We start from the raw sequence: 20,753 nt of genomic DNA on the forward strand, positions 1-20,753 counted from the left end.
CTGCAACAACTGGCCACTCGCAAGGTAGAATTGGTCTATTGCCTTTTATCTTTCGCAACGGACCATCATAACGAGCAGCAGCATGGGCCCCCTGATTGGACTTTGGCGTGACACCTGGTGGGTATGGCTGGTGTTTCTGGCCATTGTCGTGGTACTGGGCATCCTGGTGACGCCGTACTATATGGTGTTTTTGCCAGTGCTGCCGGGCGTGTTCGCGTACTTTGCCTTCAATCGCTACGACAGCGATGGCAACGAGAAGCCGGACGTCGATCGCCACTAGAACAGGCGACCGGACCGAGACAATTGGAATGGACCTGCCTTCAGCATCCGGTTTAGTCGCTCTGCCCGATCTCCAGCAGCACCGCTTCGCGCGGGGGCAGCGTTAGCTCGAATTGCCGGGGTCCTGCGAGCGTGCCCAGCGGCTTGACGTCGTCCATCGTCACCAGGCGAACTTCGTAAGTGCCAGATGGCAGGCCGTAATGCTCTGGATCGATTTCGAGCTTTACCGGCCCCGTCGGCTCGGCGGGAATGCTAACGAGAAAGATACCCAGTTGCTTGTTGCCAAAGGTGTAGGCGGAGGAAACGACGCTTGGCACTTCAAGCGTCGACTGGGTGGCTGGGGGGGCCCCGATGGCCAACACGTCGGCCACCCAGCGTTCGGGCGAGAGTTTGCCCTTCTCGCTGTCGGCCGAGGCTTCCTGCTTTTCTTGCTCGGCTAGTTGGAGGGCCTCGGCCGCTTTCTGCAGGTCGCCAGAGAAACGCAACTCGCGAAACCAGCCTCCCTCGGCCAGGCCATGATCGATTTGCACCGTCGCACTTTCGATGGCTGGGGGGCGCTGCATGCGGCCGTAGCACAGGTAGTCTTTGGCGAACTGTGTTCGCGCGGTCGTGAGGCTTTGCAGATAGCGAACTCGGTCGGCCGAGGGCTCGATGTCGTCGGGCAGGGCGTGCGTGGCGAACAGCCCGCCCCAGGCGATGGATCTCGCCTCGGCCCAGGTGTGATAGTCCTGCCCTGCGGTGAAACGCCACGGATCGACGCCGTACACTCCTTGGATCGGCACCCCCTGATACTCGTGGTACACGTACGCGAATAGCGGTACGGCCTCCATCTGCCCGTCGGGCAGCCAGGTGAGATGGCGAGTGTAAGCGGCCAGTTCCATCTCGGTCGCCAGACCGGCGTTGCGCGGGTAGTACATGTCCATGCAGCCGACGAACGGCTCGCTGATGCACTCGGTGCCGATGGGAACGTACTGCCCCTTCGCTTGAGTGGCGGCCTGCTGGCTATCGCGCACCAAACGGACCTGGGCGTCGGTCATGCCGCGGCCTGCGCCGGGCGGATGGTCGTGGTGCGGTGCATAGCAATGCGTGGGAATGCCGGCACACGGACCGATGTCGTAGTACAGGCAATCGGCATCGCAACCAATCTGGTTGTCGCCAATCCAAATCTGCGTGTGCCGCAGCGGCCCCTCACCCACCAGGTCGACACCCGACTCGACGAAGACGTCTCGCCACTGGGGTTGCGCGGCGCACATGATGCGCCACTCGGGCGAGATCGAAAAGCCGGGCGGCGCCACGGCGTCGGCCTTATGGTCGTCGAAGGTCTTGCTGCCCTGCAGGCAAAGGTACGGAAAGTAGAACGGGCCGAAGCGATCGCCCCCGCGGCGTGCTTCCTCGAAGCTGGCCTCATGCTGCCACCACAAATCGAGATGCAAGAGCGGCGCGGCGAACGCTTCGCGGGTTCGCTTCACCGATGTTTCGATGTCCTGACGGAACAACCACCACATGCCGACCGCGCCAACCTGTTCGGTGAGCCAGCGAGCCGAGTCGTCCTTGGCGAGCCGCTCGAGCCGGGTGCCGCGCGCACACCATGGTTGCTGGGTGGCCCAGTCGCGATAGCGATCGGCGGCAGCATACCAGGAGCCCTCGTTGAGCGCCGCCACCACGACGGGATAATCGAGTTCGAGACTCTTGCCCGACCGAGCGTCCCAGTTCCAATGGGCGATTTCGCAGCTTAGCGAATTGGCGTCGTGCTTAAAAAAATTGAGGTCTTTGTCGGTCGAGCGACCATCGTGTGTGGCGATGTAGAAGCCGCCCCGGTCCTTCGTGTAGTAGGACATGAGTTGCAGGGCCGAGCCGTGGTAGCCGTTTGGGTATCGCGACACGGCCGGGCCACGCTCGAATGGAATGTTCGTGCCGGTGCGGAATAGCTCGAGGGGATTGCGATATACCAGCCCCATGGCTGTGGAATGCAGCAGGCGATCTTGCAGGCCGTCATCGGATAACGAGCCGATGCCTTGCAGGGCAGGATAGCGGACACCCAGGATGGTCTCGTCACCCGTGTTGCTGGCCGCGCAGGTAAACTCCACCTGGTCGGCATCGGCCGCCAGCGTTACGCGGCCCACCACCGTAATGTCGTAAGGCGTTTGCCAGGTGAGTACGACGGTCTCAGGCTGCTGCGCGTCGCGGGTGAGCGCGAACGACTCGAAATCGGAGACCAGCCGCAGCGGGCTCAGCAGCATCGCCCAGGGGGTTCGCTGCTCGGGCAGTTGCGAAATGAGCTCCAACTGCTGCTGTTTGTGGAACAACCGCACAACCGCACCATCCGACTCGGCGATCTCGACCAGCAGGTAGTCGTTTTCCAGTCGGCAGGTCGACTCCGCGGCTAAGCTGCTGCCGTAGCAGCACGCTATCGTCCATATCATCCAGCAGTCCAGGCCCAGCCGATACCGACCTCGAACGGCTCGCAGTACATTCATGCGTTTGCTCGGGCGGTGTGCGGGAAAGGCCAGTGGGCGGCGGGATGCGGCTGGCGAGCGTCATCGTGAGGACGGCTACGGTGCGGCCTCCTGGCGGAAATCGAAGACCATGAAGTGCAGCCCCGTGTCGGTGTCGAGCAGGTAGCCCCCCTTGGGCACGAGGTACTTCTGAATTACCTCGAACGGTGGCAGTTCGCTCCGCTCCAGTACGTCCAGGAAACCTGCCGCGGCGGCAGAATTTTCTCCCCAGTTGGCCAGGTTGTCGCGGGTGGAGTCCGCCTGCGACAAGTCGTACCAGTGTCGGATCGCCTCGGCGGGGTTGTCGTAATAGAACAGGGCCAACTGGCGGCCCCGTGTCAGACGTTCCACGCGGCTTTGGATCACCTTGTACTCGATCGAGTCCGCCAGGCGTGGCCGGGTGCCCTGGTGGGTTTCGATCAGCACCTCCATCAGGGAGGTCGATGTGGTGAATATCAGGGTATCGTCCAGCACACCGAAGCTGGGGGTCATGAATCGCTCTTCTTCCGGACGATCACGGGCAAAGCGAGGAGTGAAGAAGTAGTACTTCAGGCCACCGAACTCGCGTTCTTCGAGCTCGCCTTTGTCTTCAGCGACGGTCGCCAGCGCTTTGCTGGCGAGTTCGGGATCGAGCAGCGTGACGCAGATGGCCCGCTGTTCGCCGACGGCCCGCCCCGGCTCGTTGAAGCTGGTGAGCGTCGATGCCCGCCCGGCCAGGTTGTTGATAAACACTTCGCGGAAGTCGATGCCCAGTTGATCGGAAATGTTGGCTTCGATCGAATCTTCGAAGGCTCCTTCGTAGCGGAACTGGTCGACCAGTTGAATCAGTCGTTCGTAGATGCCGGGGGCATCCATGTAGGTAGTGGAATAGCCGTTCACTTTGGCCGGCACGTAATCGGGAGGCGTAATGTCGCCGTCTTTGAATCGCAGCAGTGTCAGCACGCCGGACCGCGGGTTGTCGAGCAACAGGTGCACGTGGGTGAGCGAGTCCCACTTCTCGGTGGCAAACGTGGCGGTACCACCAACGGCCAGGATGCCGTCGAGTCCCAATGCCGGGAACGTGGCGAGCGCCATGCCGGCGCCGAAGTTGCCACGGAAGACGCGCCGCATCGTGGTGATCGGATCGACGTAGAACAGGATTTGCGGTGGCTCTTCCAGCTGCGTGCTGCACTCTCGCAGAATCGCTTGAAAGTGCTGGTTCTCCGCCAGGCTTCGCTCGCCAGGCAGTGGCTCGCCGGACGTCACGGCTTCTTCATCCGTGTCCTCGGTCGGCTCGACCACCGGGGCACGCCCAGCCCAGCGCTCCAGCACATGCTCGAGCAGCACTTCGTCGTTGCTGCCGACCAGGCAGGTATCTTTTACGAAATAGCCGAAGCTCGACGCGCGATCGTTCCCACGGCGGACCACCGTGAGTTGCTCGCCATTCACGTCGGAGCGTTCGACGACCATGGCTTCCTTCTCCCACCGTTCGTCAAGTTTATCTGTGAGGAAGTCGACGTCGACCTGTTGACCGTCGAAGTCAGCCAACACCAACACCCCGGTGTCGGCCTCACCCCGGTCGATTACACCAATGGCGATCTCGCCTTTGGGAACGTGTGCCAGGTCGTCCCAGTTGAAACCGGCGTCCTCGGCGGAATTGTCGTCGAACTGCTGGCCGGCAAACGCCCAGGTTTCCTGGATAAACGGCGCCACCTCCGGATCGTCCAGCATCTGGCCAAAACCGGTGGTGCGGAACCGCTCGTACAACTCCCGGCCATGGGCCACCCGCAGGAAGGCCAGCGTTTCGTGGGGGAACAGTCGCATGGCCGTGGGGCGCTCGGTTTGTCCCAGCGTGGTGCTAGCTGGCAGCAGAATTGCGGCAATGAGGAAAACCGGCAAAATTTGGCGGGGTTTCATGGTAGAGTGCCTTCCATTGGAGGATTGCGGTGCGATAGCAGTTGGCCGGGTGGTCGATGCATACGTTATAATTCCCGACAGAGCCGACCGTTTATCCTACCCCGGAATGGGGGCAGAAGTTTCCACCGTTTTACGGAGTTTACGATGACCCAGCGAATGTGGACCGTGGCGCTATTCGCCGCCACTGCCGGAATGTTGATCGGCGGCCACGCGGGGGCACAAGGATTTGGCGGCGGGGGCCAGACCCCCACTGGCTCGAACCTGACCAGCGGGTTGGGATTCGGCAACGCCTCGTTTGGAAGCAACTCCGGAATGGGCTCGATGGGGGGCGGCGCAGGAGGCTTCGGCTCGGGAGGCATGGGAGCCGGGGGCTTCGGCTCCGGTGGATTCGGCCAGGGGGGCGGCCTGGGGCAGGGCGGTCTCGGAGCCGGCGGCTTTGGCGGTGGGCTGGGCGGCCAGCAGCAGGGCGGATTCATCGGTCGCGACAGCGCCGAAGTCGCGTCGATGTTCGAGAGCATGTCCCGCCAGGGATCGCAAAATGCCAATCGCACTCAGCGTCGCAACAACAACAATAACCGCGGCCGCGATAACAATTCGGGTAGCACGGCCCAGCAACGGGTCCGCGTGCAATTAAAGGTGGGCTTCGACGTGCCCGATGCCGCCACCAGTCCCATGGCGACTGCACTATCCGAGCGGCTGGCGAGAGTGCTCGAAGAACGCAGCGTCTCAGACTTCGATTTCACCGTTAACGATGGCAACGTTGTCTTGACGGGCGTCGCTGACGACAGCTTCGAGCGAATGCTTATTGAGAAATTGATCAGCCAACAACCGGGCGTTGTTAATGTAGCGAACCAAATGACCGTGGCTGAAGGGATTGACGCACCGACTCCCCAGGAGTGAGGTACTTGACACTCGTACCTACGGGCGTTGGCTGAAAAGCCCCTGTTGGCGACGCGCCGTTCGCCGGTGTCGTGTTCGCGGTGTTCGCAGCAGCCGGGTACCCCCCCCCCATCGAAGCTGCCGCCGACGGAGCGACCGTGGTGGTCGTACCAAGCGGAGCGGTGTTGTGCGGAGTGACTGTCGTCGCTGGTGCCGCGGCTCGAGTGGTGACAGGTGTGATAGCCCTGGTTGCAGGCGTCATGGTCGGCGAGGTGACCGAAGGTGTGGTTGTACTGGGGGCTGTCTTGAGTGGCTTCGCCGAGGTGGGCGAAATGGTGCCCGGCGAACGATTCATGAACTTGCCCGGCAGCGAGATGGTGGTCGTCGTCATCGTCTGCTTCTTCTCGGGCACAGGCTCCATCTTCACTTCGGTGGCCGGCGCGTTGGTGTAGAACGACGTCTGCTTCACATCCGACTTGTTTTGTTGCTGTTCCGCAATCATGGTTTCATCGCGTGGCGCACCTGGAAGTCGTTGGCGAGTTTGATCGCTCACAACGAGCCCGCCCCCCTGGAGGGGCTCGAAGCGGGCGATCAAACTCACTTCCGACTGTGGTCCCCCCGCCGCGTCCCACGGCAACCACACACTGTACGACGGTCCGATTTCCGATTCGCTATGATGTCGGGCAAATTGCTCCGGCGGGAACACATATCGTTTGCTCGGACGATGATCGGTGGCCTCGCGGCCGTCCTCGGCAAAGGCATAAACCACCAGTTGGCCTTCCACGCGGATGGGCTTGGTCGAGGCGCGGTCGTAGAAGAACAACCGCCCGCCGAAGCCCCGTGTTCCCTCTCCATTGCGATGCAGTACCGCCTCGGACCAGGTGGCGACCACCCGCTCGGGCTTGCCGTACTCCGCGTTTTCCTCCGCGCCCAGCACTTTGGGCAGGGGATTCACGCTCGAGAGCTTCTCGCCGGTTGACTGACATCCCACGCTGACGGCCACCAGGCCACAGGCGAGCATTGCAAGCAGATATGGAAAGTGAAGGTATCGATTCATGGCAGTCAACAATTGCTGGCGGATAAGTGAAGTCAGCGATGGCCGAGCATTACTGAGGTTTGACCGGAGGTAGCATCCGGATGGCCGGTTGCTCGTAGTTCACCTGCTCGGCTTCGGGCTGACGGACGGGCCCGCTGGTGGGCTGAGGAGCCTCGACAGGTGTCGGTTCAAAGCCGGGGTTTACCACATCGTACGACTCGCCCGGGACCACCGCCGGACTGCCCGGCATGTAGGGGCCCTCGCCGGTTGGCGTCTGGTACTGCAGTTCGCCGTCGGTGGGGATCTCGGTGGGGTAGCAGCTTGGTGCATCGGCGCTGGTCCAGTCGTCGCAGCGGCTACGCAGACCACTCGGTCCGTTCAAGCTCACCACATCGCACAACACCCAGCTCATGCGAGCCGATTCAACCTGCTTGATCATGTCGGCGTCCTGCTCGCTGCGAATCACGCGAGGCGTGAGGATAATCAACAGTTCGCTCCGCTGTTCCGACACGGCGTCGTAGCGGAACAAGTCGCCCAGCAGCGGCACCTCCGAAAGAATGGGCACCCGGCGGTGTACGTCGAACGATTCCTTGGCCAACAGACCGCTCAGCACGATGGTCTGTCCCGAGGCGGCGGCCACTGTCGAGTAGGCCGTAATCTGGTCGATACGCGGTGCGCGGACCACGCTGCCGTCGACACCGGTGAAGATGGGAATACCTTCGGCCTCGGAGCCAACTTTGGACTTCTCGGCTTGGATTTCCATCACCACCATGCCGTCAGGGCTCACCCGCGGACGAACCTGCAGGATGATACCAACATTTTCGTACGTCACCGAGTTGGTCTGGCCAAAAGTGGTGACCTGCGTACTCTGGACGCGAGGCACACGTTGACCCACCTGAATGATGGCTTGCTGGTTGTCGAGGGCCGTGACTTGCGGACGGCTGAGCACTTCCAGCCGGCGGCTTTCCTGCAAGGCCCGCAGCAAGGCACTCACGCTGTTGCTACTGGCCGAGAACACGAAGCCACCAAAGCCCAGCTCGGGATTGATGCGGTTCAGGGCAAAGTTCGACAACCCCTGTGCGGCCACGTTGCCGGCGTTGGCCAGGGCCGCGGTGCTGCCGTTGTTGCCGAGGGACTGATTGTTGAAATTGAAACCAGGTAGCAACGGAGAGTTGACGATGGTCTGTTGCTCGGTTGTCACCGTTGCACCACCGGCCGACTGGGTGGTGGTGGTCGTATCGATGGTTTGGATTTCGTCCAGCAGCGATCGATCGAACAACAGCGAGTCCTGCAGACCAAGCTCGACGCCGAATTCGTCGGTGTCGTTCAACCGTACTTCGGCGATCAGCACCTGGATCACCACCATGGCCGGGCGTTCGTCGAGTTCGTCCACCAAAGCGGCAATCTCTTCGAAGTAGCGTGGCGTGGCACTGACGATCAGGCTGTTGCTGACCAGTTCGGGTACGATCACCACTTCGCGTTCAATCTGTTCGAACGGGCTGATGGCCAGCTCGGCGGCGGCCTCGGCCTCCCGCTCGGTCCGCAGCCACTCGTTCAGAGCGAGTGCCACGTCTTCGGCGGGCGAGTTCTTCAGGCGGTACACCTCGGTCTTGCGTTGCCGAGTGTCGCTGGCATCCAGTTGCAGCAGGATGGCGTACACCACGGCCAGGTCGGCGCGAGTGCCCGCAGCGATGATGCTGTTGGTCCGCTCGTCGACCGAGAACTGCAGACGTACCAGCGAGTTATCACCAGCCGCCAGCCCCGCCGCGGCGCCATCTTCGGTGTCGCCAAACAGCTCACGCAGCATCTCGGCCAGGCTCACTGCGTCGCCGTTGACGATGGTGAACACCTTGATCTCGGCTTCGGCGTTCGGCACCGCATCGAGTTGTTCGATCAAGGCGGCGATCAGCTCCATGCTCTCGCTGGGGGCGGTGACCACCAGAGAGTTGGCTTGCGAATCGGCAGCCACGCGAATGTTGGCCAGCACACCCGACTCGAGTCGGCGCTGGTTCTCCGGATCGATGGTCACGAACCGCAGGGCGGAGACCCGGGCCGAGATGGCCGAGGCACCTTCCTGTGCGGCTCCCTCTTCGCGAGCCAGCACGGCCGAACGCAATACCTCAGCCAGTTCGGTGGCGAGGGTATTCTTCAAGCGGAATACGCGTACCTCGTCCACGGCCGTACCACGGTCGACATCCATTTTCCGCACCATCGCGGCGATTTCCGACAGATTGCGTGGTCCGGCGCTGACAAACAGCGAGTTGGTGCGGAAGTCGGCCACCACCGTTGCTTTGGGAATGAGCGCTCCGACGTTTTCGTCATCTTCGCCCGCCTGATCTTCCAGGTAGGCGTCGATCATCTGCTTTACGTCACCAGCCACGGCGTGCTTGAGTGGGAATACCTCGAAGCGGGTGGTCGGTTCCACCGGCAGATCCAGGCGTTTTACCAGGTCGATGGCGGTCGTCACGTTCTCGGGACGTCCCACCAGCAACAGCGAGTTCGGGCTGCCCAGCGGCGTAATGCTCACGGTGCCGGTACGCGGGCCGAGCACTTGCGAATACACCCGATCCAAGAGCGCAGCCATCGCGGTGCTTTCCAGATGCTGCAGCGGATAGACCTCGATCGAGGGCACCGTTTCGGCAGTTACTCGTTCGATGCGATTGATGATGGCCATCACCCGCTCGACATCGCGCTTGTTACCCTTGATCAGGATAATGTCGAGGCCTTCGACAAATTGAATCTGTACCGGGCCCAGCAATGCCCCTTCGACTTCGTCGGGCGAGATGGTAGCGTCGTTGCCAGCGGTAAATGGTACCGCGGCTACCGCGTCTTCCTCGTCCGTGGCGCCGGTTTCGTCTTGTGGTTGAAACATCAGGCTGGCTGTTTGCGCCCGGGCCCGCTTGCTGGTCGTGCCGCCGCCGGAATGCTGTTGGACGATGTCCAGCGCCTGGCGAACCTTGGCGTCGGCCTCGGGTTTGGTGGTCACCACCTGAGTGACACTCGTGGGAGTATTGGGGGCGTCCATTGCCTTCAGCACGTTGCTCCAGGCACGTACCTGGTCGGCAGGGCCCTGAATCTGTACATCGCCGCTGGTGCGGTCGGCATCGACCAGTACGCCCGCGCCCGGAATCATCTCCACGCGGAACACCAGTCGTTGACCATTGCCGCCGGTGGTAGAGGGCAGGGGACGGCTCAGCAGTTGTTCGAGCCGCTGATGCAACGAGTCGCCATTCATGCTGCCGAGTTGCAGTCTCGCCGAAGGACCGGTGCCGGCGGTTTGGTCGGTAGGAGTGGGCAGCTTCCGAATCTCGCTCTGCGGATTGTTAGCCGCGGGAGCAGCCGCCGGTTGTTGAGGGGCAGTGAGTGTCAGTTGAGCGGCCACGAACTGATGCAGGCTATCGGGGCCCATCACCAGCAGTTGGCTGGTGCGATCGTCGAAGGCGATTCGCGAGCCCTCGGGTGCCTGAAACTGGCTGGCCCAGGTGGCGGCATCCTTGCTACGTTGGTGAGGTACCGGGTACGCCCGCAGGTAGCTGCCTTCGTTGCCGCCGGCTGCCGGAGCGGCCACCGGCTGATCGATGCGAGCGAGCAGACCCTGGATGGACGCCAGTTGCTGTTCGGTGGCTTGCACCAGCAGGCGATTTGCCTCTTGGTCGGCAAAAACCACGCTTCTGGTGTCGCCCGACAACACGTTGCGCGCCTCGGCGGCAGCGGTGTCCAGGTCGATGTGTTTGACGGAGAAAGCCTGCTGTTTCAAGCCAGACTGCTGGGCAGGAGCCCGGCCGCAACAGGCCAGTCCCAGCAGCAGCGAAGCCAGAATAATTGAGGCAAGACTAAGTCGATTCGTTTTGTGGTAGGTAGGCCCGTCCATGTGCCGCATCGCTCATTTTCCAGTTTTAGCGTGACTTCACGATACGCGCCCCAGCCGCTCGATGAGCTTGGCCGCGCACGCCGCCCCTACGATCTCTGCGATCGTCACTACCGGAATAATCGGTAAGGTTTACCAGGCTCCGCCAACCTTTTTGCGTCTACACGTATGGGATAGACGAAGAAAATGCACTTCTGGGAGTGCGCGCAGTGGCAGCACAGCTAGCTGCCAGCGGCCGTGGAGGGAAGCTGACGGCCATCGGTGAGCTTTTCGCCCATGCCAATCTCGATGACGTCGCCTTCTTCGGTCTCGACGACCAATTGCTTCGCCTCGACTCGCACTACCTTGCCTTTGAATTGGCCGACCTCGATGTCGTCGCCCGCATGCAGGCGGAGTCGATCGGGCCAGGTGCGGACCGTGACCCACGCTTGATAGCGGTCGCCCACGCTCACCACGCCTGTCAGAAACGCGAATTCGGCTTCGTTAAACCGTGGTGGTGGAGGAGTGGTGTCGCGCTTCGGCTCGTCCTTCCCGACGGGCGGGCGTGCCGGCGGAGGAGGCTCGTAGGCCACAAACGGATTGCGCTCGACGATCCGTTCCACGTACTCGTCGGCCGATGCTAGCGCCAGCCGATCGGACTCGCCCTCGTACAGCCCGGACTGACGAGCCACGCCATCCACCACCAAGGCTTCGACGGTGAGCATCATCTGCAGGCTGCGACTACTAACGGGGGTCAGCGTCATCGACGTGATCTTGTGCAACTGTCCGCTGCGATAGAAGCTGTCCAAGAACCGGACTACGGCATCGGCCCGACCGTCCGCGGTGACCTGATAGCTGATTGCCTGGTAGGCGTTGCTTCGTTGGCCGGTCCGCTGAGGCACCACGTCGTCCACGTCCAGGCGAGCGTCCTGTAGCTGCTTGATCAGCCAGCCGCGGTACTCCGATTTGGCTACCGCCAAATCAGCCGGCAACGATTGCTTGCGCCACTCGCGCAGTTTGTCGACTTTGATGCGGGCCTGCGTCCGCTGGAGAAAGACATTCTGCGAGTCGCTCTCAGCGGCCGTGCGGCGGGTCACGGCGGAGTCGCGCCAGGCCGCGTACTTCTGCCAGGTCCAGTTTCCTCCCCATAGGATGACCAGCAGTGCCACGGCGGCCCCGAGTTTCTTTTCGCGATCGTTCATCGTCGTTCCTCCACGCTGGGGGTCACGACTATTTCGTCGCGGAAGCTCCAGACAAATGTCTTTTCGTCGTCGTCCATGTCCAATAGACCTGGGTTGACCTGGTGTTCGTCGTCCCGCAATTGGTGTTCGATCTCTTTCACACGGTTTTCATTGCGGGCGCCGCCAGATATCGTCAGGTTGCCACCCCGACCGTTGCGGGCGGGTGCCTGCTTAGCGACGATCGAATCCAGCAGGATGTCGCCTTCGGGATCGTAGTCGTCGTGTGCGTCCAAGGCATGGGGCCTAATGGTTGTGGCGAGCCGGTCGAGTTCGTCCAGCCAGTTGACATCAGTTGCCAGCCATTGCTCGACCTCGGCCGCTTGTTTCAGGTCGGGTGCAAGCTGCTCAAGATCGGCTTCCAGATCCTTCTGCTCTTGCTCGGCCGCTTTGGCTTCTTTTTGGATCTTGGCCACGTTGCTGTAAGCCATCCAACCGCCGCCTACGATGACCAACGCCGCTAGCACACCTGCGAGGGCGAGGGTCGCAACCGGCGTTTTTTTCTCGGGAGGCTTGCGGGGCGCCAGGAAGTCGATCGGCAAGTCGCGACTCGACATGGCGTATCCGCTGCCAAGCATGCCAGCAAAGCCAGCGGCCTCGGCCGGCCACGCGTCGCTCGACTCGCCCAGCGAACGAATATCGATCTGAGTGATCCGCCGCGAGAGATCGCGTCCGCACCGTTCGGCGATCTGGGCGTCCTGCTCGCTGCCCACGATCCAGACCAGCGATTGCATGTCCCGGGAGCCTTGTTCGCTGGAGATCGCCGCGATCGTGCGACGCATTTCGCGAGCGGCTGCCTGGGCGCGAACCTCGATGTCGTCCTCGCCGGGTACCGAAACCGAACGCACCGCCACGGTTTGTCCCGCCGAGCTGCCCACCAAATCGAGGTCGCCGCCCCGCAGCGCCACGATCAAATGCACGCCCTGCGACAGGTCCGTCAGTTCGTGGTTCGCCAACCGCTGGATACCACAGCCACGCATTACGATTGACTCGGGCGTGAGATGCAGATGGGTGCAAACGTTGCGAGCAGCGACGAGGGTGTTTGGGCTTATACGGGCCGCGAACACCGTAGCCGTTTCATCACCGTCGGAGTCTAGCGGCAAATAGTCGATCGTCGCCGAGTCGTCGATCCTGGGGAACTCGGTGCTGGCACGCAGCCGAACCACGTCGGGCAGTTCAGCTTTAGGGACGGGGGGAACACGGAGCAAGCGACTTTGCACGTCGCGGCCACCCAGCACGACCAGCACCTTCGACCTGCCGGAATGCAGTCGGGACACCAGCGGACGGAGCGCGTCGGCGATGTTGGCCGCCGTGGCTTCGCCTTCGATGGGCGCCATGGCGGCCTTGCTCGCGCGCAGTATGCTACCGCTTCGGCTGCCCACCAGGGCGCGAACGTGTGTGGAGTCCCAATCGATTACCAGCAGGTCAGACATTTGTATGTTGCCAAGAACGTAAGTGTTCGAAACCTCTATTTTATCCACCGCTTGCCGCGCAAGCGAATATTTCACTCCATCGGTGCCAAATCCATGGCGCCCAGCTGCTCGACGGTGAATCCGGCCCCCAGCGGCGACAGGTCGCGAACCGAGCTAATCTTGGGGATCACCCCCGAGTTGTCGATGACCGCTTCCAGACGCGTGTAGGGCCCATCTGCTTCGTAATAGCCCACCACCTGGGCCCGGTAGATGTCGCCACCGGCGGTGACCATCGGCATCAATTGCTTCATCTGTTCCAGTGTCAGCACTCCGGAGCTCAGCAGCCATGTTTCGTACATCTGGTCGGGCTGGTCGATGGCCGGTTCGAATGAGCGGTTGGCCAGGATCTGCTCCACCGCCTGGGGGGGCAGCGCTTCGGGCATTGTCATGCTTAATCCCTCGAGCAGCACGCGCGGCGCTTGGTTGATGTTCAGTCGTCCCGGAATCACGGCCTGGCCGCCGGCCGTCAGGTTCTCCATCATCAGTGGCAAGTAGGCCGCCATGGCGCCGGGCTCGTTGGGGAACGCCTCCTCGACGATGGTCCGCTGCGTCTGGCCATTCTCCACAACGCGAGTTTCCGTACCAATCAAGTCGAGCAGCGAATTGATTGGCACCGAGCCGTTTTGTTCGTAGTCGAAGTCGAGCGAGCCCGCGCTCTTCCGCTGTTCGGTTTGGCCACCAACATCTTCGACTTCGTCACTTTCCTCGTCGTCTTCCTCGTTGGGGCCGCCCTGACGGTAGGCGATGATGAAATTGGCTTGCTCGGCGTCGAGCACTTCGCTCAGTTCCTGGTGCAAGGTTTCGAGGTCGTCGGAATTGATGTCGATCTTGGGAGTACCATCCGCCCGCAAATTCTTTTCGCCACTCCGCAGGGTCAGGTAGGAGGCCCAACCACGGTTCATACTGCCTGTCGAATTGTCGACATTCTCCACTCCGTACAACTGGGCTTCATCGGCGTCGACAAAAAAATTCCGATTGCGGTCGAAGCCGTACAGTAACTCGGGAGTGACGTCGCGCACCAGCAGCAATTGGTCGATGCTTTCCAGCGGACCATTCTGAGGCTCATAGGCCGGACTCAACGAGGAATAGTGGTCGCGCTCCGCGCCGAACTCGCGTGGCTCGTCGTCTTCGTCCAGCCAGTCGAGAATGGCGTCGGCAATCGGTTCGGTCATGCCCGGCAGTCCCATTAGCAGGGTTCGCCCGAGCGCCGCATCGGGATCGCGTGCATCGGCCACCAGGATGGAGTTGAGGTTCAGGCGGGCCGACTCGTCTTCCAGTCCGTAGCGGTAGCCGGCAAACTCGCCGTAGGTATCGAGGGCCGGAGCGAGGATCGTATAGCGACAGCGGAGACCAGGTTGATCTGCAATCTGGCCCTCCATATTGGACAGGATCGCTTGCATGTCGGCCGGGTTGTTGGTCTTGCCTCCCTCGGAGGCAACCACCGCCTCGTCGAGCGCCAGGAAGTAGCGGACGTATTCGATGCCCGACTCGGCGGCCAGCTTGGTTTGCAATTGCCTTTGTCCGACGTCGGCCGCTTTGTATTCGGCGAACGACCATTCGTAAAACGCGGCGCACGTGAGCGTGAGCATCACCACCACGATCAGCACGGTGAGCAGCAGACTGCCACGTCGTTGTCGCTTGGCGGTTATCATCGGCTACCTCCCAAACTGGAAGTGCCACCGCTGCTGCTACTGCCACTCGTACTGCCGCCCGCGGTGGACGAGCCGCTGGTAGACGACACCAGATCGGCACTGTAGTAGTTCCAAGTGCTTGGCAGAGCAATCACCATGACGTAAGGGGCCGACTCGGTGGTGGTGACTTGGCCCTGGGCATCTTCACGCTCCTCGGTAAACCAGAGCCGCACTTCCACCGCTCGCGGAAGTTGTCCCTGCATTTCTTGCATGTCCCAGTACTCGTATTGCTGCGCACCATCGAAGTAGCGGAACTCGAGTCGGGTTACTTCGGGAGCCACCAACTGCGGTTCGCCCACCAAGGCCATGGTGGTGCCGGTCTGGTTGGCCCAGTTTAGCAGGTCGCGGTTTGCTTCCTGACGAATCAGGCCCGTGGAGTACTGCACCCCGCGCATCGAGCTGCTTACGCCCAGCGTGGTGGCGCCTTGCCCCAGCGCGTACCGCACGGTGCTGATGCCCGAGATGCTGGTGGAGGGTACCACGTTTCCAGTGCTGTCGAGCTCGAAGGTGGGCCGCTCGCGATAGACGTCCAGTTGCAGTTCCTGCATGGTGCCGTACAACCCGAGTGGTTGGCGAAGCGACGTCGACTGAGCCATGTCGTCGGACGAAGACGATTCGTTGCTGGCCGAGCCACTGCCCGCCGTGCCACCGCTGCCGGCCGTACCTGCCCCCCGGCCACCACTGCCGGCGCCGTCCGACGACCCAATGCTGTCGAGCGAGTCGACGTCGAACTCGGCCATGGCTTCGGCAAGTTGCATGGCGGTCGAGGTATCTTGTGGGTCGTAGATTACGCCGTGATGCACATCGCTGCGGATGAGTCCGACAACGCCTTCCACCAAGCGCGCCTGTTCCACCTTTTCGCGGCTCACCACGGCGCGCGATACGCCCAGCGACAAGGCTGCCGCCAACATTGCCAGCAGCACGGCCGATAGCGCCAGCGCGAGAATCAACTCGATCAGCGTGAAGCCGCGGGATTCGCGTTGTGGGAGGCGGGGGGACATCGAGGGATTATTGGGAGGTTGAGGTCGAGCCCGACGACTCGGCCGTGGCGGCTGTTGCCGCGCTGGCGGCGGCTACGGCCATCTGTTCAGCGTACTCGGGGTCCTGGAACCAACGGACCAGCTCGCACGCAGGATGCTCGGTGCCATCCAGCTTGCGTCCGACCAGCACACGCACCTGCACCAGTTGCTCGACGGTTGTCGGTTCGATCATGATTTGCACCAGCCAGTCTTCGAGCGCTTCGGTGTCCGACAGTTGCATCGGGCCGGCATTTTCGATTTGCATCGACCCGCACTTCAGTTGGTCGATGATGGTTTGCCCCACGATACGGGCTTCCAAGCCGTCGACTGCGTTTGCGGAGTTGGTAAACGCCTGGGAGATGATGGTGCCGATGTAGCCCAGTGAGATCGCCAAAATGGCGATGGCCAGAATCACCTCCAGCAGGGTGAAGGCGTGGCGGTTGGCTGAGCGGACTTGGTTGTGGCCGGTCATCATCGCGTCTCCCGGAAGCTGGGCACGTCGGACGCGTTCGCCGTACAGGTCAGGCCTCGGAGCGTGACCTGCATTTGCTTGCCGCTCGATTCTTCCAGCACCACCACAGCGTCGTAAGATGTGCCATCGGGATTGAACACCACCGGCTGCGACCATTGTCCTTCGTCGATGTAGTAAGAGCCGGTTTGCTGCGTGAGCGCGGTGGGCGATGCCGCTTGGAGGGAGCGAAACACGATGCCTTCGGGCAGTTGCGGGTTCTCCGTCACCGGGGCGTCTGGATCGGGCGTGGCGATTTGCCCCAGCGGCGATAAGCGAAATTCGCGGCCGCCAAGCACGCAGGTAAACACCATTCGCTGGCCACTGGCGACCGACTGATGCTTGCCATCGGCCCAGGCGGTGCGAACCTGGTCGACTCCTTTGTGCAGTTTGGAACGCAACACCGAAGCGTCGAGCGTCATGACCGTGAAGCCCGCTATCACCACCAACAGCGCGAGAACCAGGAGGATCTCAATCAGGGTGAAAGCGGAACGAACGGGTCGCGGGGGGGACATGACAGCTCGCTAAATGTGGGCTAAGCCGCAAGCAACCGCCCGCGGCTTAGCCAAAAACTCGCAATAGTCTTTGCTGGGAGCGGCTCAGCTTTCCCAGTTGCCAATATCGTCTTCGGTGCCATCCTGGCCATCGGGACCCACCGACCAGAGGTCGTAGGTGTCCGAGTTCTTCTTGCCGGGCACGGCGATGTTGTAGTCGTTGCCCCAGGGGTCCTTGGTCACGTCCTTCTTCTTCAGGTACGGACCAGCCCAATCGTTGTTGCCATCGTCCGAAGGACGCGTGACCAACTCTTGGAGGTCGCTGGGGTAGCGCTTCATGTGCCATTCGTACAGGTCGATGGCGCTCTCCAGGGTGCCGATGTCGCCCTTGGCGGCGTCTGCAAACGCCTTTTCACGAGTACCGCCGAAGATCTGCACCGCCATGGCGCCGAGCACCACCAGGATGCCGAGCACCAGCAGCAGTTCGATCAGCGTGAAACCGGCGCTACTACGGCGACGACTTCTGTGCGATTTGTGAGTCATCTTAAACTCTCCTGTTATCCATCAGTTTAGGCGGGCTGCTCCTAATGAGCAGAGTAGGGGGGCCAGTTATTTCTCTTGCCGGGCCGTCCTCGACCTCGGGCTCTACTTATTTAACCACCGACTTCGGCGAACGGTTCCTTTTCGTCTTTCGTCGGACGGTTTTCGTTATTTGCCTCTTATACGGTCGATCCCATTTTAAGGACCGGCAGCAGCAAGGCCAGGACCACAATCAGCACGACTACCGCCAGCAACACTAGCAGCAGCGGTTCCAGCAGTCGGACGGCCAGGTCCAGCTTGCGCCAGGTTTGGCGTTCAAGAGTATCCGCTACTTGAGTTAACACCGTTTCGAGGCTGTTGGACTGTTCGGCGACCGCAATCATTTCTACGACATTCTTGGGAAAGTAGCCACTTTCGCCCAGGGGAGCGGCCAGACTTTGTCCCGAGGTGATGTTCTCAGAAGCATTCTGCACGGCGTCCATCAGCACTTTATTGCCCGTGGATTCGGACGAAATATCGAGCGACCGGACTATCGGCACACCACCCCGCAGGAGGGTTCCCAGCACCCGACAAAACCGTGCCACGGCCAGGCTCAAATAGATGTCACCCGCCATGGGGATGCGGAGTTTAATCTTGTCGAGTTCTCGTCGGCCTGCCGGCGTTTGAAAGTGACGCCGCAACAGAAAGACGACTAGGACCAATCCAACGGCGAGGAAGATGCCATAGTCTTGCAGGAAACTGCTGAATGCCAAGAGCCCGCTAGTCACAGCCGGCAATTGCCCCTGGCGTTCGAGGTTGGCGAACAGGTCCTTGAAGCTGGGCACGACGAACACCAACAGGGCCGTGACGATACCCGTACCAATGACCGACAGCACCATGGGGTAGGCCAGCGCGCCCATCACGCGGCTCTTCAATTCGCCTTGCTGTTCGGCAAACGCCGAGACGCGCTCCAGCGCGTCTTCCAGGAAGCCACCTTCGCCACCGGCGCGGACGATGCTGATGCTCAGCTCGTCGAACGCCTTGGGGTTGTGCGCCATGGCTTCGGCCAACGTGGCCCCGTCTTCCACGCGGCTTTTCACATCGCCGAGCACGGCCTTGAGTTTTGGCTGCGACGTTTGATCGCTAATTACCTGCAGCGATCGCAACAGCGGCACGCCACTACGGAGCAGGGCTGCAAGCTGAGAGTAAACCGGAGCCACGACCCGTCCGGGTACTTTGATGGCTTCGTCACCCGTTCCGGCGGCGATTGCCTTCTTGTCTGCCGAGACCTGTACCGGGAACAAGTCCCGCCCCGCGAGTTGGGTGAGCGCCTCGCGCTCGCTGCCCGCCGCCAATGTGCCTTCCACACGCTGGCCACTCAAGTTTCGGGCGATGTAAGCGAAGTCGGGCATGAGGGGAGGGGGCGCGGATCAGAGGGTGTGGGAATGGGTAACAGTGCTGTTGGCTGGTTTTCTTCGGAGGTAGCGGAGGCGTCGCTCTAAATCATGTCTCCCTTGGTGACGCGCAGCACCTCTTCTACGGTGGTGCTGCCCCCCAGGGCTTTCTTCCAGGCATCCTGTCGCAGAGTGTGCATGCCGTCTTTCAGGGCGGCCTGGCGGATTTCCCAACTGCTGGCGCGGTCGTGAGCCAGTTGGCGGACCGAGTCGGTGGTGGGGCACAGTTCGTATATGCCTTGGCGGCCGGCGTAACCGATTTCGCGGCACTTGCGGCAGCCGCGCGGATGATACAACTTGCCGCCGGCCTCCTGGAAATCGTCCCAAGGGAAGTCCTTCGGCAGGTCGCCACGATCCGGCGTGTAGGCCTCTTTGCACTCCGGGCACAGTCGCCGCACCAGCCGCTGGGCCATGACCGCTTCGATGGTACTGGCTACCAGGAACGGCTCGATGCCCATGTCGACCAAACGTGTGTAAGCGCTGGGAGCGTCGTTGGTGTGCAGCGTACTAAACACCAGGTGACCGGTGAGCGCGGCTTGGATGGCGTTCTCCGCCGTTTCGTGATCGCGGATTTCGCCCACCAGTACCACGTCGGGGTCGTGACGCAAGATAGACCGCAGCGAGGCGGCGAACGTCAGTCCGATTTTCGGATGGACCTGAATCTGGTTGATGCCGTCCAGTTGATATTCCACCGGGTCTTCGGTGGTGATGATCTTGGTGTCTTCGCTCTTGATCTCCAGCAGCGAGCTGTAGAGCGTGGTCGTCTTACCAGAACCCGTGGGACCAGTCACCAGTACGATACCGTGCGGAATGCGGATGTACTGACCAAAGCTGCCGTACATTTCGGCGCCCATGCCGAGCTTGGTGAGCGAGAACTCCATCGACCCTTTGTCCAATAGACGCATGACGATGCTTTCGCCATGAATCATTGGAATCACGCTCACACGTACATCGACCTCGCGGCCGGCGACGCGGAGCTTGATACGACCGTCCTGCGGCAATCGCTTTTCGGCGATGTTCAGCCGCGCCATGATCTTCAAACGGCTGACGATCGCGGCGTGGAAGTGGTTGATCTCCGGGGGCACCGGCTGGGCATGCAGGATGCCGTCGATACGATAGCGAATCTTGATGCCGGCGCCTTGCGACTCGATGTGCACGTCGCTCGCGCGAGTCTCAACCGCTTCGAGCAGGATTTCGTTCACCAGTCGGACGACCGACGCTTCCTGTGCCTCGGCGGCCAGCTCGGCGTCGTCGGCATCGATTTCCTCCAGCAGTTGGATTTCGTCCTGCCGCGCGGCCAACAGCCCTTCGACCGTCTCGCTACCCACGCCCAGATGATTTTTGATGCGTTCGGCAATCTGCCGACGCTCGGCCAGTACGGGCTCGATGTGCGTGCCGGTGTGGTTGGCCAGTTCGTCCAGGGCGTAGAAGTCGAACGGGTTGTTCGTGGCAACCACGATCGAGCCGTTGTCGCGACGCACTGGGAACAAATCGAAGCGATGGATCAGTCGCTGCGGAAACTCGTTCAGCAGACTCAGGTCGACATCGGTGTGCTCCAGGTCGATAACGTCGACACCGATTTCCTGGCCCAGCGCTTCGAGCACGTCCTCTTCGTTCACCCAGCCGTGATCGACAGCTGCCATTTCCAGACGCTCGGGTCCACCATTGACTGATTGACTCAGTTCGGCGACCTGTTCGGCGGTCAGCAGTCCACGTTTTACTAGTAGTGCGCCAGTTTCCACGTCGTTGCGCCTGAGGGTTTGCAGAAGGGAGGGGGACGGCGCAAAGGCAGTTAGCGCCGGGAGGGGGATCGTGTTGCCACGAAGTTAGGTACCCACGAATTGGACGCCGGGTTGCAGCAATCAATTCCCAGGTTTGGATATTATGAACGCCCAAGCCTCTGGCCGCAAATTGTTGCGACCAGCG

15 protein-coding genes are annotated in these 20,753 nt (G+C 61.6%); 2 read left to right on the forward strand and 13 right to left on the reverse strand.

Going from position 1 to position 20,753, the window contains the following annotated elements; genetic code table 11:
- The first annotated feature begins 82 nt into the window (after positions 1–82).
- On the forward strand, positions 83–280 hold the full coding sequence (locus NG895_RS27075) for a hypothetical protein (protein WP_252855694.1): 198 nt from the start codon (positions 83–85) through the stop codon (positions 278–280).
- Positions 281–332: 52 nt separating this feature from the next.
- Here NG895_RS27075 and NG895_RS27080 read toward each other — a convergent pair whose 3' ends face one another.
- Positions 333–2,756 (reverse strand): DUF6259 domain-containing protein, encoded by a 2,424-nt coding sequence (locus NG895_RS27080; RefSeq protein WP_252855695.1) that lies wholly within the window; start codon positions 2,754–2,756, stop codon positions 333–335.
- Between the two features lie 75 nt (positions 2,757–2,831).
- Positions 2,832–4,670 (reverse strand): hypothetical protein, encoded by a 1,839-nt coding sequence (locus tag NG895_RS27085; protein ID WP_252855696.1) that lies wholly within the window; start codon positions 4,668–4,670, stop codon positions 2,832–2,834.
- A 144-nt stretch (positions 4,671–4,814) separates the two neighbouring features.
- Between NG895_RS27085 and NG895_RS27090 the strand changes: the two genes are divergently transcribed.
- A complete protein-coding gene (locus tag NG895_RS27090; protein ID WP_252855697.1) occupies positions 4,815–5,570 on the forward strand; it encodes a BON domain-containing protein in 756 nt (251 codons plus the stop codon).
- Here NG895_RS27090 and NG895_RS27095 read toward each other — a convergent pair.
- The 11 genes from NG895_RS27095 to NG895_RS27145 all read right to left on the reverse strand — a co-directional run bounded on the left by NG895_RS27095 (position 5,509) and on the right by NG895_RS27145 (position 20,569).
- Positions 5,509–6,606, reverse strand: a complete 1,098-nt coding sequence (locus NG895_RS27095; RefSeq protein WP_252855698.1) for a hypothetical protein — start codon at positions 6,604–6,606, stop codon at positions 5,509–5,511. The genes NG895_RS27090 and NG895_RS27095 overlap by 62 nt on opposite strands.
- Positions 6,607–6,655: 49 nt before the next feature.
- A complete protein-coding gene (locus NG895_RS27100; protein WP_252855699.1) occupies positions 6,656–10,465 on the reverse strand; it encodes a secretin N-terminal domain-containing protein in 3,810 nt (1,269 codons plus the stop codon).
- A 209-nt stretch (positions 10,466–10,674) separates the two neighbouring features.
- Positions 10,675–11,634 carry a hypothetical protein gene (locus tag NG895_RS27105; protein ID WP_252855700.1) on the reverse strand — a complete coding sequence of 320 codons (960 nt, stop codon included), beginning with the start codon at positions 11,632–11,634 and terminating at the stop codon, positions 10,675–10,677.
- A complete protein-coding gene (locus NG895_RS27110; protein ID WP_252855701.1) occupies positions 11,631–13,103 on the reverse strand; it encodes a type IV pilus biogenesis protein PilM in 1,473 nt (490 codons plus the stop codon). Before NG895_RS27110 ends, NG895_RS27105 begins: the two co-directional genes overlap by 4 nt.
- A gap of 71 nt (positions 13,104–13,174) precedes the next feature.
- Positions 13,175–14,794: a type II secretion system minor pseudopilin gene (locus tag NG895_RS27115; protein ID WP_252855702.1), complete on the reverse strand. Its 1,620-nt coding sequence runs from the start codon at positions 14,792–14,794 to the stop codon at positions 13,175–13,177.
- Positions 14,791–15,834 (reverse strand): prepilin-type N-terminal cleavage/methylation domain-containing protein, encoded by a 1,044-nt coding sequence (locus NG895_RS27120; RefSeq protein ID WP_252855703.1) that lies wholly within the window; start codon positions 15,832–15,834, stop codon positions 14,791–14,793. The genes NG895_RS27115 and NG895_RS27120 overlap by 4 nt, the downstream gene beginning before the upstream one ends.
- A gap of 7 nt (positions 15,835–15,841) precedes the next feature.
- Positions 15,842–16,324 carry a type II secretion system protein gene (locus NG895_RS27125; protein ID WP_252855704.1) on the reverse strand — a complete coding sequence of 161 codons (483 nt, stop codon included), beginning with the start codon at positions 16,322–16,324 and terminating at the stop codon, positions 15,842–15,844.
- Complete coding sequence (locus NG895_RS27130) at positions 16,324–16,875, reverse strand: prepilin-type N-terminal cleavage/methylation domain-containing protein (RefSeq protein WP_252855705.1); 552 nt, start codon at positions 16,873–16,875, stop codon at positions 16,324–16,326. Before NG895_RS27130 ends, NG895_RS27125 begins: the two co-directional genes overlap by 1 nt.
- A gap of 84 nt (positions 16,876–16,959) precedes the next feature.
- Positions 16,960–17,397 carry a type II secretion system major pseudopilin GspG gene (gspG, locus tag NG895_RS27135; protein WP_252855706.1) on the reverse strand — a complete coding sequence of 146 codons (438 nt, stop codon included), beginning with the start codon at positions 17,395–17,397 and terminating at the stop codon, positions 16,960–16,962.
- Positions 17,398–17,573: 176 nt separating this feature from the next.
- Positions 17,574–18,785, reverse strand: coding sequence for a type II secretion system F family protein (locus NG895_RS27140; protein WP_252855707.1), 1,212 nt, complete (start codon positions 18,783–18,785; stop codon positions 17,574–17,576).
- A gap of 86 nt (positions 18,786–18,871) precedes the next feature.
- A complete protein-coding gene (locus tag NG895_RS27145; protein WP_252855708.1) occupies positions 18,872–20,569 on the reverse strand; it encodes a GspE/PulE family protein in 1,698 nt (565 codons plus the stop codon).
- Positions 20,570–20,753: the final 184 nt, after the last annotated feature.

Source organism: Aeoliella straminimaris (genome assembly GCF_024054565.1).
GTDB lineage: Bacteria > Planctomycetota > Planctomycetia > Pirellulales > Lacipirellulaceae > Aeoliella > Aeoliella straminimaris.

Coding starts and splice junctions, on each gene's coding strand:
- NG895_RS27125 (WP_252855704.1), bottom strand. CDS start 16,324: ATGACCGGCCACAACCAAGTCCGCTCAGCCAACCGCCACGCCTTCACC.
- NG895_RS27140 (WP_252855707.1), bottom strand. CDS start 18,785: ATGCCCGACTTCGCTTACATCGCCCGAAACTTGAGTGGCCAGCGTGTG.
- NG895_RS27100 (WP_252855699.1), bottom strand. CDS start 10,465: ATGCGGCACATGGACGGGCCTACCTACCACAAAACGAATCGACTTAGT.
- NG895_RS27130 (WP_252855705.1), bottom strand. CDS start 16,875: ATGTCCCCCCCGCGACCCGTTCGTTCCGCTTTCACCCTGATTGAGATC.
- NG895_RS27105 (WP_252855700.1), bottom strand. CDS start 11,634: ATGAACGATCGCGAAAAGAAACTCGGGGCCGCCGTGGCACTGCTGGTC.
- NG895_RS27090 (WP_252855697.1), top strand. CDS start 4,815: ATGACCCAGCGAATGTGGACCGTGGCGCTATTCGCCGCCACTGCCGGA.
- NG895_RS27085 (WP_252855696.1), bottom strand. CDS start 4,670: ATGAAACCCCGCCAAATTTTGCCGGTTTTCCTCATTGCCGCAATTCTG.
- NG895_RS27120 (WP_252855703.1), bottom strand. CDS start 15,834: ATGTCCCCCCGCCTCCCACAACGCGAATCCCGCGGCTTCACGCTGATC.
- NG895_RS27095 (WP_252855698.1), bottom strand. CDS start 6,606: ATGAATCGATACCTTCACTTTCCATATCTGCTTGCAATGCTCGCCTGT.
- NG895_RS27110 (WP_252855701.1), bottom strand. CDS start 13,103: ATGTCTGACCTGCTGGTAATCGATTGGGACTCCACACACGTTCGCGCC.
- NG895_RS27115 (WP_252855702.1), bottom strand. CDS start 14,794: ATGATAACCGCCAAGCGACAACGACGTGGCAGTCTGCTGCTCACCGTG.
- NG895_RS27080 (WP_252855695.1), bottom strand. CDS start 2,756: ATGAATGTACTGCGAGCCGTTCGAGGTCGGTATCGGCTGGGCCTGGAC.
- gspG (WP_252855706.1), bottom strand. CDS start 17,397: ATGACTCACAAATCGCACAGAAGTCGTCGCCGTAGTAGCGCCGGTTTC.
- NG895_RS27075 (WP_252855694.1), top strand. CDS start 83: ATGGGCCCCCTGATTGGACTTTGGCGTGACACCTGGTGGGTATGGCTG.